The organism is Hominifimenecus sp. rT4P-3 (assembly GCF_051055405.1).
Lineage (GTDB): Bacteria > Bacillota > Clostridia > Lachnospirales > Lachnospiraceae > Pseudolachnospira.
The window spans coordinates 648,675-661,858 of record NZ_CP167068.1; the positions used below are offsets into that span (position 1 = coordinate 648,675).

The window sequence follows — 13,184 nt, forward strand, 5'->3', positions numbered from 1 at the left end:
GATTCTGTCGGAATTAATCGACCACTTCTTGGAATAGACGGGAATTCATGGGAATATATATGCTAATAGACTCCTTATCAGGAGGAAACCATCGTATTAGGAGGAAATGTACCAATGTCAGAGAAAATTCTGGAGAACAATCGAGTGAGCGTTGTCGGTGAGGTGGCGTCGGAATTCACATTCAGTCATGAAGTGTTTGGCGAAGGATTCTACCTTACGACGATTTTAGTGAACCGACTGAGCGATCAGACGGATGAGATTCCGTTGATGGTCTCGGAAAGACTGATGGATGTGAACCGGGATTACCGGGGCGGCGTCATTGAGGCTACCGGCCAATTTCGTTCTTTTAATCGCCATGAGGGCAGCCGAAATCGGCTGGTATTGTCTGTCTTTGCCAGAGAAATCAATTTCCCGGAGGACTATTCCGACAGCACAAAAACCAATCAGATATACCTGGACGGTTTTCTGTGCAAAGCTCCGATTTACCGAAAGACACCGCTTGGGAGGGAGATCGCAGATCTTTTAATCGCGGTAAACCGACCTTACGGAAAATCCGATTACATACCTTGCATTGCCTGGGGGAGGAATGCAAGATACGCGTCAAGCTTTGAGGTGGGAAGCAGAATCCGCGTTTGGGGGCGGGTTCAAAGCCGGGAGTATACCAAAAAAATCAGCGAGGAGGATGTAGAAAAACGGATTGCCTACGAGGTATCTGTCAGTAAGTTGGAATTTGTCGAATAATTGACGGAAGCGTCCGGGCCTAGTTGACAACAGGCCAAAAGGATGGTAAAATTTTTCCTTAAGCAAGACGCTAGAGGAGGAGTTTAGCATGGCATTATTTAAAGGAGCAGGCGTAGCGATCGTAACCCCTTTTAAGGATAATTATCAGGTTAATTTTGAAAAGTTAGGCGAGCTGATTGATTTTCAGATCGAGAATGGGACCGATTCGATTATTATTTGCGGAACCACCGGCGAGAGCGCGACGCTTTCGATGGAGGAACATAAGGAGGTAATTCGTTACTGCATCAAGCATACGGCGGGCCGTGTGCCGGTCATCGCGGGAACTGGTTCCAATTGTACGGAGACCGCCATTGAGCTGTCAAAGGATGCGGAAAAGGATGGCGCGGACGGCTTGCTCGTCGTTACTCCTTATTACAATAAAGCGACCCAGAAGGGTCTGATTGAGCATTATACGATGATCGCCCAGGCGGTTACGCTTCCGATCATCATGTACAACGTTCCCAGCCGGACCGGCTGCAATATTTTGCCGGCCACCGCTGCGGAAATTGCAAAGAGAAATGAAAATATCGTGGCCATCAAAGACGCGGTGGGCAATCTGGCCCAGACTGCTCAGATGGTGAATTTGGCGGGAAATACTTTAGATATTTATTCCGGAAACGACGACGAGGTTCTTCCGAGCCTTTCTCTCGGCGGACTCGGCGTGATTTCCGTTCTTTCCAATATTATGCCGAAGGAAACCCACGATATGGTGATGAATTACCTGAATGGAGATGTGGCGGCGGCCAGAGAATTCCAGATTCGGGCGATTCCATTGATTAACGCACTGTTCTGCGAGGTAAATCCGATTCCGGTGAAGACGGCCATGAATCTGATGGGAATGAATGTGGGACCGTTACGCCGGCCGATGAGTCCGATGGAGCCGCAGAATGTAGAACGACTGAAAAAAGCCATGGCCGATATGGGCCTGTTAAAGGAATAGGAGAAAACATGGTACGTGCGATTATGAGTGGGTGTAACGGCGCGATGGGACAGGTGATTACCCAGATGGCGTCGGAGGATCCGGATATTGAGATCGTAGCAGGAATTGACATTAATACGGAGCAGAGAAACGGTTATCCGGTATTTGCTTCTCTGTCCGAGTGCAGCGTGGAGGCGGATGTGGTCATCGACTTTTCTTCCGCGAAAGCCACGGATTCTCTGCTTGCAGGGATGGTGGAAAAGAAGCTTCCCGGCGTGCTTTGCAGCACCGGTTTATCGGAAGAGCAGTTGGAAGCGGTGAAGAAGACCAGCGAACAGGTGGCGGTTTTAAAGTCTGCCAATATGTCGGTAGGTGTGAACCTGATTTTTAAACTGCTGGAGACGATCACGCCGATTCTTGCCAAAGAGGGATATGATATGGAGATCGTCGAGAAACATCACCACCGCAAAGTGGACGCGCCGAGCGGCACGGCATTGGCGATGGCCGATGTGATGAACGCTTCCGTGGGGAACGCATACCACTATAAGTTTGACCGTACCCAGGAGAGGGTGAAAAGAGATCCCATGGAGATCGGAATCCAAGCTGTGCGGGGCGGCACGATCGTGGGAGACCACGATGTGATCTTCGCCGGGACCGATGAAGTGATCACCATTTCTCATAGCGCTTATTCCCGTGCGATCTTTGGCAAAGGCGCTTTGGCGGCCGCCAAGTTTTTGGCAGGAAAGCCGGCGGGATATTATGATATGAGAGACGTGATTGGGTAACTGTTCACGAAATGAACACCATTTGATACCAGAATAATCACAAAGAAGGCGTATTCTAGGAGACTAGGATACGCTTCTTTTTTTGATGCGAGGGGGACGGAGTGCGAAGCCCGCAGTCCTCCCCCTCGCCCACCCCCCTCCTCTTGGGCACGCTGGGGATGGTAAGGGTGTTATGAGGGAGAAAGAAAGGGAGAAGCTGGGCTTTTGAAGGAAGCCGTAAAAAGTGGGAGATTATCTTAAAAAGAGAGAGCAGAATTTTATATAGATGCGGTTATGCTTTTCCCCGGTTGGGGATGTATCGGTAGGAAAAACATAAATTACCATCTTCTCCGAAGTCGATCCGATATATTCCCTGAAATACTTCTCCCACCAAAAGCGTGCCCAAGAGGAGGGGGAGTTTGAGGGGGAGGCCTGCGGGCTTCGCACTCTGAGCTGGCCTCCCCCTCATCAACACCTGGAAGGAGGAATTTTAATGATTGAGGTAAAAAATCTCACCAAGCGGTTTGGGGATCATCTGGCGGTGGATGATCTGAGCTTTACCGTGGAAAAAGGCAAAATCTATGGTTTCTTAGGGCCCAATGGCGCCGGAAAATCAACGACCATGAACATGATGACCGGGTATCTGGGCGCGACATCGGGGCAGGTTCTCATCGACGGCCACGACGTCCTGGAAGAGCCGGAGGCAGCCAAGGCATGTATTGGATTTTTGCCAGAGATACCGCCCCTTTATGTGGATATGACCGTGTGGGAACACATGAAGTTTGCAGCGGAACTGAAAAAAATCCCCAAAGAAAAGCGCGTGGATGCCATCGAAGCTGCCATGGAAACCGCAGGGATTTTGGATGTGGCGGACCGAGTAATTAAAAATCTTTCCAAAGGATACCGGCAGCGGGTCGGATTGGCGCAGGCTCTCCTAGGGATGCCGCCGGTGATTATCCTCGATGAGCCCACCGTCGGCCTGGATCCGAAGCAGATCATAGAAATTCGGGATGTGATCAAAAGCTTAGGACAGGAGCACACCGTGCTTTTAAGCTCCCACATTCTATCGGAAATCAGCGCAGTCTGCGATCATATTTTGATTATCTCCCATGGAAAATTAGTGGCCAGCGATACGCCGGAAAATCTGGCCAACCGCGCCAAGCATACGGACTCCCTTTCGCTGCGGGTAAAAGGAATCCCAGAACAGATCCAGGAATTGGTGGAATCAGACGGTCAGTTGGAGATCGTTGAGCTAAAAACAGGCCAGGAAGAGGGAACGGTGGATTTGCTGCTGGCGTCGAAAGAGGGGGAAGATATCCGAGAGCGTGTCTTTTATCTTTTTGCAGAGCAACGTTGTCCCATCTTGCAGATGAGCCGGGATCAGGTTTCTCTGGAAGAGCTGTTTTTGGAGTTGACGGGGGAGAAGGAGGAGAATCATGGGAGCGATTTATAAAAGAGAATTGAAAAGCTATTTTACATCGCTGACCGGATATCTGTTTATGGCATTTATCCTGTTTTTTATCGGCTTGTATTTTACATCTTATAACTTGAGCAATTACTATGTGGCAAGCTTTACTTATCCGCTCTATAGCGTGAATTTTGTCTTTATGATTGTGATTCCTATCCTGACCATGCGGACGTTGGCGGAAGATCGGAAGAGTAAGACCGATCAGCTGCTTTTGACGTCGCCGGTCAGTGTGACAAAAATTATCCTAGGAAAATATCTGGCGATGGTCAGCGTATATTTTCTGGTTTGTCTTATCTGTGCCTTTGGCCCGCTGGTTCTGTCCCAGTATGGCTCGCCCAATCTGAAAACGGATTACGCGATGCTCTTGGCATTTTTCCTGAGTGGCTGCGCGTATCTTGCCATCGGCCTTTATATCTCTTCTTTGACGGAAAGTCCGGTGTTGGCTTGCATCGGAACTTTTGGAGCGCTTTTGATTTTGTATCTGATTTCGGACATTGGCTCTTTGATTCCTATCGACAAGGTGGGGGCACTGTTTCAGAACCTGTCCATCCAGCAGCGGCTGATGAATTTTACCGGCAATCTGTTTGATATTTCTTCTCTGGTTTATTTCCTTTCCATCGCCGGTTTTTTTGTTTTTATGAGCGTTCAGTCGGTCAATAAGCGCAGATGGCATTAAGGAGGTCAGATATGAGTCAAAACAAAGAAAAGAAAGCATGGAAAGAGCGGCTTGGCACGACTAAGGTTCGGTATGGTTCTTACAGCGCGGCGGTATCGGTGGTGGTGCTGGCGATTCTTGTGGTGGTAAACCTAATCGTCTCAAACCTGCCGGGAAAATATACAAAATTTGATACCAGCGATTCCAGTTACTATTCCATTGGAGAGCTGACCCAGAGCATTGTGGGCTCCCTGGATATGGATGTGACAATCTCTGTGCTGGCCTCTGAGGAAGAAGCAAAAGCAGATTCTATCTTGGGAATTTTGGCGGAGATGTTGGAGCGTTATCAGGCTTTGTCCGATCACTTGCAGGTGGCTTATGTAGATCCGGCAATCAATCCGACCTTTGCCTCCGATAACGGCGCCGCCGATGCTTCCAAAGGCAGTTTGATCGTAAAGAGCGAGAAACGTTCCACCGTGGTTTCCTACAGCGATCTGTATCAGGTGGATTATGATTACTCCAGTTATTATACGACTGGTTCCCCTACTTCCACCCAGTCCTATGACGGAGAGTCTGCCGTTACCAGCGCCATCGACTATGTGGTATCGGATACGCTGCCGATTCTCTATCAGCTGACCGGCCATGGGGAGCGGAGCCTTCCTGCTTCCGTGGAAAAACAGGTGGAGCGGATGAACATCGAGAAAAAAGAACTGAATCTTTTGACTGCCGGCGGGATTCCGGAGGATGCCAGCAGCCTATTGATCTATTGCCCAGAAAAAGATCTGTCGGAGGAAGAGGCCGATCAGATTCTGGCTTACCTGCAAGAGGGCGGCTCCGCCTTGGTGGTTCCGACTTTAACCGGGGAAGCGCATCCAAACTTTGACAAGATTTACAATAATTATGGGATGCGCTTGACCAACAGCCTGATTTTAGAGGGAAGTGCGGAGCACTATTACCAGTCTCCCATGTATCTGGTACCGGAGATCGAAAGCCATACGATTACTTCCCCGATCACAGAGCGGAATATCAGCGTTCTTCTGGGCGGCGCGCAGGGAATTACGATTTCCAGCGATATCCGTTCGTCTCTGACGGTATCGTCGCTGCTTTCTACCTCAGCCGATTCCTACGGAAAGGAGTTGACGGGAGGAACGGTTTCAACCGCCGAGCGGGAGGAAGGAGATGCCTCCGGCCCTTTCTGCCTGGCTGCCGCGGCAACGGAAACCGTGGGAGAAAAAACTTCCTATCTGGTGGTGATTTCCTCTGAAGCGCTTTTGGATGAAACGATCATTGAGCGGTTTACGGTTTCCAATGCAGATGTATTTTTAAATTCTCTCAGTTGGATGTGCGAGCATGAAAGCACTATTTCCATCGCGCCGAAGAGCATGGATATCAACACCTTGACGATGACGGAATCCCAGAGCCGGTTTTGGATGATTTTGACCATGGGTGTGATTCCGGTGGTTCTTCTCGGCTGTGGCATCGGCGTATGGGCATGGAGGCGGAAAAAATAATGAAGAAAAAGAAAAAAGCAAGGAGTCTTATCCTTCTCTTGGTTTTGCTTTTAGCCGCTTGCGGCGGTTATTATGCCCTGACCAAATACAATGCCTCCCAGGAAGAGGCAGAGAGCGGGAAATCGGAGGAAAACGAGAAGCTGCTTTCTCTGACTGGGGGCATTACCAGCCTTTCCTATGAATGGGCGGGAGAAAAGGTTTCTTTGAGCTTAACGGATTCTAAGTGGAAACGGGAAGGGGATGAGAATTATCCGGTCAATCAAAGCAGCGTCAGTTCGATGGTCAGTACGTTAAAGGCGGCGGAAAAGCAGAAAGAAATTCCAGGTGCAGCGGACGCTCTTGGTGATTATGGATTGGATGCGCCCAAAGCGAGAGTGACAATCGGTGATGATACCGGGGCCAGCGAGGTATTTCTCATTGGAAATGAGAATCCTACGGCAGGCGGCTGCTATAGCATGGCGGAAGAAAGCGGGAAGGTTTATCTGACGGACGCCGCTCTGGCAACCGCTTTTGATCAGGGCTGGGCAGAACTTCTCGCCATAGACGACGGGCCTGGAATTGGTTCGACAAAGGTTCGGGAAATCACCGTGGAAGCCGGAGGCGAAACGAAACGTCTGAAATATGAGCCGGCCGGTCTGCCGGAGTATGATTATACGGAAAAGGCCAATCTCTTTTATCAGAAGGCAGACGGAACGTATCTTCCGGTCAGCTCCACGATGCAAAGCTCGATTTTAAATCAGATTTCTTCTCTTTCCTATCAGTCGGCAAGCGCATATCAGCCGACGGAAGAAGAAAAGGCGATTGCGGGACTGACCGAGCCGGCTGCGGTGATTACCATCCGCTATGTGGAGGACGAAACCGTAACCAAGAAGGCGGAGAAAGAGGGGGAGGAAGATACCACGGAGACGGTAGAAAGGGAGAAAGCATATGTGCTCTCGATCGGCCGGTACGACGAAGAGAAGAATCAATATCAAGCGGCGTATCAGGGCGGTTCTACGATTTTGACAATCAGTGGGGATACGGTTCGTCCCCTGTTAGATGTGGACGAGAGGACCATTGCCAATGTAAGCCCCAATGAGATTGCAGACACCTCCATCGACCGTATTGACCTGACTTATCAGGGAGAGATCAAGACCTTGACTATCGAGCGGAAAGAAGTGGAAGAGGAAACCACGGGTGCAGAAACGGAAGCCGCCGAGGGAGAAACAGAAGCGGCCGCCACGAAAAAAGAGGTGACGTATTACCTGGATGGGGAGGAGATCGCAGCCGAAACATTCCAGAAGTACCAGAGCGCTTTTCGAATCGAAGGCCAGCGAATCCTGGAGGAAGGGGAAGCGCTTTTGGATGTTCAACCGGAGTTTACGGTTACCTATCACCGGAATACGGAGACATTTCCTACCGTAACCATATCTTACATCCCTTACAATGAAAATTTCTATCAGGTGGCAGTAAATGGTGCAATGCCTTCGATCGTGGTCAACATCCGGGATGTGGAGCAGTTGATACAGCTTTTTCGGGACGGGGTGACGGAAACGGCGGAATAACGGGACTGGAATCTGGCGTACCAGTGAAACGCTTGCATATTTTTCGGGCGGATGGTAAACTGAGAAAAAATACCATTGGTTTAGGGGGAATGTCTTATGAAAATTGTTATGATTACAGGAAGCCCGCACAAAAAGGGGACGTCGGCACTGTTAGCTGAAGAATTTGTCCACGGCGCTGAGGAAGCCGGCCATTCCGTGGTGCGGTTTGACGCGGCTTTTCAGACGGTCGGTCCCTGCCGGGCATGCAATTTTTGTAAGAATCATGAGGGAGTATGCGTGCAGAAAGACGACATGGAGCCGTTATATCCAGCGCTCCTGGAAGCGGAACTGGTGGTGTTCGTTACTCCGCTGTATTATTTCGGAATGTCCGCTCAGATAAAACATGTGATAGACCGGTTTTTCGCGAGAAACAAGGAGTTAATGGCTTCCGGAAAGAAAGCGGCTTTGCTTGCGACCTGCGCGGACAGGGAGCCGTGGGCTCTGGATGCGTTGACGGCCCATTACCGCTCGATCTGCCGGTATCTGAATTGGGAAGATATTGGAATGGTGTTGGCGCCAGGCGTCAGCGTTAGAAAAGATATAGAAGAAACCGATTATCCAGAGAAAGCAAGGCAGTTTGGGGCAAGTCTTTAAGGCTTGCCTCTTTTATTCTCTCATAGGAAATTCTTTGTTCCAATACACACTCTTTTTAGTATACAAAATGGACGGTCTGCGTTATAATGGATACGGTTAAAAAGCATAAAAAAGGGAGCTTTTATACAAAAGAGAGGGAAGGAAAACTTTATGTGGAATCTTATCGTTACGACCGCGTTGGCTGGTGTGGCGGGAACCGGATTGGGAGGCGTCGTCGGCGCTTTATTCAAAAAGGATTCCAATCGGACAGCCAGTTTGCTGCTTAGTTTTGCCGGTGGAGTGATGATCAGTGTGGTCTGTTTTGACCTGATTCAGGAAGCCATCGGCACAGGTTCTGGTCTAGCGCTTGTATTGATTGGTATTTGTTTGGGCATTGGCGTGGTATATGTCCTGAATACAGCTATCGATCGAAAGACAGACCCGGAGGTGGCGCATATTGATAAAAAGCATCCGAAAACGGCGGATGCTTTGGATGAGTTGACACACGCCAACCATTACAATGAACATCGAAAAAAAGGGGATTCCCCCGCTTCCTTGTTTGTTGCCGGCGTCGTCATGGCCTGCGCCATCGCTCTCCACAATGTACCGGAAGGGATGACCATCGGCGCGTCCTATGTCAGCACCGATCATGCCCTGACCGGTTCCGCCTTGATTTTGGCCGTTTTGATTGGGCTGCACAATATTCCGGAAGGGATGGCGGTGGCGGTCCCCTTGATCAGCGGCGGAATGAACCGGGGAAAAGCGATTTTTGTGACGGCTCTAAGCGGCGCTCCCACAATCTTAGGGGCGATTCTCGGCTACCTGGTCGGGGATATGGGCGCTTTTGGTCTGGCTATTAGCCTTAGTTTTGCCAGCGGGGCCATGCTTTACGTAGTATTTGGAGAAATTTTGCCCCAGTCCATCTTAATGTATCGAAGCAAGCTGCCGACTTTTGCGGTAGTCGTCGGTATGATGGTCGGCTTATTGATGATTTACGGATGAGGATGCCCAAATTATCCCACGATGAGGCGTGTATGCTCTTGTCAATGGAAGGTAAAAGGAGTATAACATGACAAAAGAAGAGTTGGCTTTGGAGATCATCGACCGTTTAAAAAAGGAATACCCGGATGTGGGTTGTACCTTGGACTATGACCAGGCATGGAAGCTGTTGGTCGGCGTCCGTCTGGCGGCGCAGTGTACGGACGCCAGGGTAAATATCGTCGTACAGGATCTCTATGCAAAATATCCGGATGTGAATGCGCTGGCAGAGGCAGAGGTGGAAGACATCGAGGCAATTGTTCGGCCCTGCGGTCTTGGGCGAAGCAAGGCGCGGGATATCAGCGCCTGTATGAAAATTCTGCGGGACCAGTACGACGGAAAGGTGCCGGGAGATTTTGACGCTCTTTTAAAGCTTCCGGGAGTAGGGCGCAAGAGCGCGAATCTGGTGATGGGAGACGTCTTTGGAAAACCGGCGATTGTGACGGATACCCACTGTATTCGTCTGGTAAATCGCATGGGATTGGTGGAGAATATCAAAGAGCCGAAGAAAGTGGAGATGGCGCTCTGGAAATTGATTCCTCCGGAAGAAGGCAGCGATTTTTGCCACCGTCTGGTGTTCCACGGCCGGGAGGTTTGTACCGCCAGGACAAAACCGTTCTGTGAGAGGTGCTGTCTGCGGGATTTATGCGGGAAAATCGGGGTAGAATAGCGGAGCAATTCGTGGTATCATAGTAAAAATGGACATATGGAAAAAGGAGAAAAAATAGATGGCATTGACCAAAAAGCCGGTAAATGGCATGAAAGACATTCTTCCTCAAGAGATGCAGATCCGGGATTACGTGATCGGTCTGATTAAGGAGACGTATAAAAGCTTTGGCTTTACCCCCATGGAGACTCCGGTGGTGGAAAGCCTGCCGAATTTAACCAGCAAACAGGGTGGGGACAATGAGAAACTGATCTTTAAAATCATGAAGCGCGGAGAAAAGTTGAATCTGGAAACAGCTTCCTGCGAGGAAGATCTGGCGGACAGCGGCTTGCGCTATGATCTGACGGTGCCGTTGGTGCGCTATTACACCAATAATGTCAATCAGCTTCCGAAGCCCTTCAAGGCCCTTCAAATCGGTCCGGTATTTCGCGCGGACCGTCCTCAGAAAGGCCGTTTTCGTCAATTTTATCAGTGTGATATCGATATTCTGGGCGAGGCGGGAAATATTGCGGAGATCGAATTGATTCTGGCGACGACGACTCTTCTTGGAAAGCTGGGCTTTTCCGGGTTTACCGTGCGGATCAATGACCGCCGGATCCTGAAAGCCATGGCGGCCGCCAGCGGATTTCCGGAGGATTCCTACGATAAGGTGTTTATTATTCTGGATAAGATGGACAAGATCGGACTTTCCGGCGTGGCGGAGGAACTGGCGGAAAGCGGTTTCTCCAAGGCCTCCATCGATCAATATTTGGGGATGTTCGAGGCTCTTGAAAAAGAGGAGGACGGCATTTCTTATCTGGGACAAGCTTTGGGCGAACATTTGGAGGCAGGCGCTGCCGACAATTTGAAAGAGATCGTGGACAGCGTACAGGCCACCGCCAGCGCGGATTTTCAACTGGCCTTTGATCCGACCCTGGTGCGGGGAATGTCCTACTATACCGGAACGATCTTTGAGATCGAGATCGCTGGGCTTGGCTGCTCCGCGGGCGGCGGCGGCCGTTATGATGAGATGGTAGGAAAGTTTACCAATCTGCAGGTGCCGGCCTGCGGCTTTTCTATCGGCTTTGAGCGGATCATCACGATCCTGATGGACCAGAATTTCCAGGTGCCGGGAGCCGCGGGGAAAAAGGCGTATCTGATTGAAAAGAATATGCCAAAGAACCGCCTGTGCGAGATCTTAAAACAGGCCCAGAAAGAACGGGAAGAAGGCGTCCAGGTCCTGATTGCCGTGATGAATAAGAATAAGAAATTCCAGAAGGAACAATTGGCTGCGGAAGGCTATGAAGAGTTCCAGGAATATTATAAAGATGAAATGAAATTTTAATAGAAGTAGGATGGAAAAAGCGGGTATCCGCCCGAAAGGGATAAGGAGGAATTGACATGGCAGAATCCATGCAGGGACTGCGCCGGACCCACCGGTGTACCGAAGTGACGGAAGCAATGGTCGGAGAGATTGTGACGGTCATGGGTTGGGTGCAGAAGAGAAGAAATTTAGGAAGCTTGATTTTTATTGACTTGAGGGACCGTTCCGGTCTGCTTCAGTTGATTTTTGACGAGAACGATATTGGAACCGAGGGTTTTAGCAAAGCGGGTACGCTGCGGAGCGAGTTCGTGATCGCGGCTACGGGCCGGGTGGAGACACGCTCCGGCGCCTTTAACGAAAACCTAGCCACCGGCCGTCTGGAAATCCGGGCGACGGATCTGAGGATTCTTTCCGAATCAGAGACGCCTCCGTTTCCCGTGGAGGATGATATCAACACCAGAGAGGAACTGCGCCTTCAATACCGGTTCTTAGATCTGCGCCGTCCGTCCTTACAGCGGAATCTGATGCTGCGCAGCAAGGTGGCCACGCTGTCCCGCCAGTTTATGGCGGAGCAGGGATTTTTAGAGATCGAGACGCCGCTTTTGACGAAGAGCACGCCGGAAGGAGCGCGGGACTACCTGGTTCCGAGCCGCCTGCATCCGGGCTCTTTCTATGCGCTGCCTCAGTCTCCGCAGCTTTTTAAGCAGCTGTTGATGTGCTCCGGCTATGACCGGTATTTTCAGATTGCCCGCTGCTTCCGGGATGAAGACTTGCGGGCGGATCGCCAGCCGGATTTCACCCAGATGGATATGGAGCTTTCCTTTGTGACCGAAGAGGATGTGATGGAGGTCAATGAAAAGCTGCTGCAGTTCCTGTTCCGTGAGGTTCTGGGCGTAGACGTAAAGATTCCGTTCCTGCGGATGCCTTACCGGGAGGCGATGGACCGTTTTGGCTCCGACAAGCCGGACATTCGTTTTGGCATGGAGTTAAAAAATGTTTCCGATCTGGTAAAGAACTCCGAGTTCGGCGTATTTACCAACGCGCTGGCTGCCGGCGGATCGGTGCGGGCTATCAATGTGGAAGGCCAGGGACACATGCCGAGAAAGAAAATCGACGCTCTCGTGGATATGGCCAAAGGAATGGGAGCGAAAGGACTGGCATATATTGCTGTAGGCTGCGGCGAGAATGGAGCCCATAAGTGTTCCTTCTCCAAATTTATGAAGCCGGAAGAGCTGGAAGCTTTGATTCAGGCATTGGATGGAAAAACCGGAGATCTGCTTCTTTTTGCGGCGGACAAAGATACGATCGTATTCAACGTACTGGGAAGCCTGCGTTTGGAGATGGCAAAACAGTTGGATCTTTTGAAAAAAGATGATTTCCGTTTCCTTTGGGTCACGGAATTCCCGCTCCTAGAATACTCGGAGGAGGAAGATCGCTTTGTGGCGATGCACCATCCCTTTACAATGCCGGTGGAGGAGGATCTTCCTCTCCTTGACACGGATCCAGGCAAAGTACGGGCGAAAGCCTATGATATCGTTTTAAATGGTAATGAGATCGGCGGCGGCAGCATCCGTATCCATCAGGCCGATGTGCAGGAGAAAATGTTCGAGGCCCTTGGCTTTACCAAGGAATCGGCCAATGAGCGCTTCGGTTTCCTGCTGAACGCTTTTAAATACGGTGTTCCGCCTCATGGGGGACTTGCTTACGGGCTGGATCGCCTTGCCATGCTGATGGCCGGCGCGGACAGCATCCGCGAGGTAATCGCATTCCCGAAGGCAAAGGATGCGTCCTGCCTTTTGACCGGCGCGCCGGATGTGGTAGACGAAAAGCAGTTGGAAGAACTGCATATTCATTGTGTGACGGAAGACGCGAAAACTCCACAGTAAGCGGGAGAGATAATTTACGAAACAGGAAGCTGCGTGG

Annotated in this window: 12 protein-coding genes; all 12 read left to right on the top strand. The window is 50.5% G+C overall.

Annotated features, from left to right (window positions below; all coding sequences use genetic code 11):
• Positions 1-114 precede the first annotated feature (114 nt).
• The 12 genes from ACCC71_RS03130 (at position 115) to aspS (ending at position 13,147) form a co-directional block, all read left to right on the top strand.
• Positions 115-741 (top strand): single-stranded DNA-binding protein, encoded by a 627-nt coding sequence (locus tag ACCC71_RS03130; RefSeq protein WP_434310978.1) that lies wholly within the window; start codon positions 115-117, stop codon positions 739-741.
• An 88-nt stretch (positions 742-829) separates the two neighbouring features.
• Positions 830-1,720, top strand: coding sequence for a 4-hydroxy-tetrahydrodipicolinate synthase (gene dapA / locus ACCC71_RS03135; RefSeq protein WP_434310979.1), 891 nt, complete (start codon positions 830-832; stop codon positions 1,718-1,720).
• Positions 1,721-1,728: 8 nt separating this feature from the next.
• Entirely contained in the window at positions 1,729-2,484 is a 756-nt protein-coding gene (dapB, locus tag ACCC71_RS03140) for a 4-hydroxy-tetrahydrodipicolinate reductase (RefSeq protein ID WP_434310980.1), read from the top strand.
• A 472-nt stretch (positions 2,485-2,956) separates the two neighbouring features.
• Positions 2,957-3,916: an ABC transporter ATP-binding protein gene (locus ACCC71_RS03145; RefSeq protein WP_434310981.1), complete on the top strand. Its 960-nt coding sequence runs from the start codon at positions 2,957-2,959 to the stop codon at positions 3,914-3,916.
• Positions 3,900-4,607, top strand: a complete 708-nt coding sequence (locus ACCC71_RS03150; RefSeq protein ID WP_434310982.1) for an ABC transporter permease subunit — start codon at positions 3,900-3,902, stop codon at positions 4,605-4,607. The genes ACCC71_RS03145 and ACCC71_RS03150 overlap by 17 nt, the downstream gene beginning before the upstream one ends.
• 11 nt (positions 4,608-4,618) lie before the next feature.
• The gene (locus ACCC71_RS03155) at positions 4,619-6,097 is read left to right on the top strand and encodes a Gldg family protein (RefSeq protein ID WP_434310983.1); all 1,479 of its coding nucleotides are present in this window, start codon (positions 4,619-4,621) and stop codon (positions 6,095-6,097) included.
• The gene (locus ACCC71_RS03160; RefSeq protein WP_434310984.1) at positions 6,097-7,641 is read left to right on the top strand and encodes a DUF4340 domain-containing protein; all 1,545 of its coding nucleotides are present in this window, start codon (positions 6,097-6,099) and stop codon (positions 7,639-7,641) included. The genes ACCC71_RS03155 and ACCC71_RS03160 overlap by 1 nt, the downstream gene beginning before the upstream one ends.
• A gap of 96 nt (positions 7,642-7,737) precedes the next feature.
• Entirely contained in the window at positions 7,738-8,274 is a 537-nt protein-coding gene (locus ACCC71_RS03165) for a flavodoxin family protein (RefSeq protein ID WP_434310985.1), read from the top strand.
• Between the two features lie 150 nt (positions 8,275-8,424).
• Positions 8,425-9,255 carry a ZIP family metal transporter gene (locus ACCC71_RS03170; protein WP_434310986.1) on the top strand — a complete coding sequence of 277 codons (831 nt, stop codon included), beginning with the start codon at positions 8,425-8,427 and terminating at the stop codon, positions 9,253-9,255.
• A gap of 67 nt (positions 9,256-9,322) precedes the next feature.
• Complete coding sequence (locus tag ACCC71_RS03175; protein WP_434310987.1) at positions 9,323-9,961, top strand: endonuclease III domain-containing protein; 639 nt, start codon at positions 9,323-9,325, stop codon at positions 9,959-9,961.
• A gap of 58 nt (positions 9,962-10,019) precedes the next feature.
• Positions 10,020-11,282, top strand: coding sequence for a histidine--tRNA ligase (gene hisS, locus ACCC71_RS03180; protein WP_434310988.1), 1,263 nt, complete (start codon positions 10,020-10,022; stop codon positions 11,280-11,282).
• Positions 11,283-11,338: 56 nt separating this feature from the next.
• The gene (gene aspS, locus ACCC71_RS03185; RefSeq protein WP_434310989.1) at positions 11,339-13,147 is read left to right on the top strand and encodes an aspartate--tRNA ligase; all 1,809 of its coding nucleotides are present in this window, start codon (positions 11,339-11,341) and stop codon (positions 13,145-13,147) included.
• Positions 13,148-13,184 lie beyond the last annotated feature (37 nt).

What these genes read in the sequence shown, in the direction of transcription:
- ACCC71_RS03155 (WP_434310983.1), top strand. Translation starts at nt 4,619, where the DNA reads ATGAGTCAAAACAAAGAAAAGAAAGCATGGAAAGAGCGGCTTGGCACG.
- ACCC71_RS03160 (WP_434310984.1), top strand. Translation starts at nt 6,097, where the DNA reads ATGAAGAAAAAGAAAAAAGCAAGGAGTCTTATCCTTCTCTTGGTTTTG.
- ACCC71_RS03145 (WP_434310981.1), top strand. Translation starts at nt 2,957, where the DNA reads ATGATTGAGGTAAAAAATCTCACCAAGCGGTTTGGGGATCATCTGGCG.
- dapA (WP_434310979.1), top strand. Translation starts at nt 830, where the DNA reads ATGGCATTATTTAAAGGAGCAGGCGTAGCGATCGTAACCCCTTTTAAG.
- ACCC71_RS03170 (WP_434310986.1), top strand. Translation starts at nt 8,425, where the DNA reads ATGTGGAATCTTATCGTTACGACCGCGTTGGCTGGTGTGGCGGGAACC.
- hisS (WP_434310988.1), top strand. Translation starts at nt 10,020, where the DNA reads ATGGCATTGACCAAAAAGCCGGTAAATGGCATGAAAGACATTCTTCCT.
- dapB (WP_434310980.1), top strand. Translation starts at nt 1,729, where the DNA reads ATGGTACGTGCGATTATGAGTGGGTGTAACGGCGCGATGGGACAGGTG.
- ACCC71_RS03130 (WP_434310978.1), top strand. Translation starts at nt 115, where the DNA reads ATGTCAGAGAAAATTCTGGAGAACAATCGAGTGAGCGTTGTCGGTGAG.
- ACCC71_RS03165 (WP_434310985.1), top strand. Translation starts at nt 7,738, where the DNA reads ATGAAAATTGTTATGATTACAGGAAGCCCGCACAAAAAGGGGACGTCG.
- aspS (WP_434310989.1), top strand. Translation starts at nt 11,339, where the DNA reads ATGGCAGAATCCATGCAGGGACTGCGCCGGACCCACCGGTGTACCGAA.
- ACCC71_RS03175 (WP_434310987.1), top strand. Translation starts at nt 9,323, where the DNA reads ATGACAAAAGAAGAGTTGGCTTTGGAGATCATCGACCGTTTAAAAAAG.
- ACCC71_RS03150 (WP_434310982.1), top strand. Translation starts at nt 3,900, where the DNA reads ATGGGAGCGATTTATAAAAGAGAATTGAAAAGCTATTTTACATCGCTG.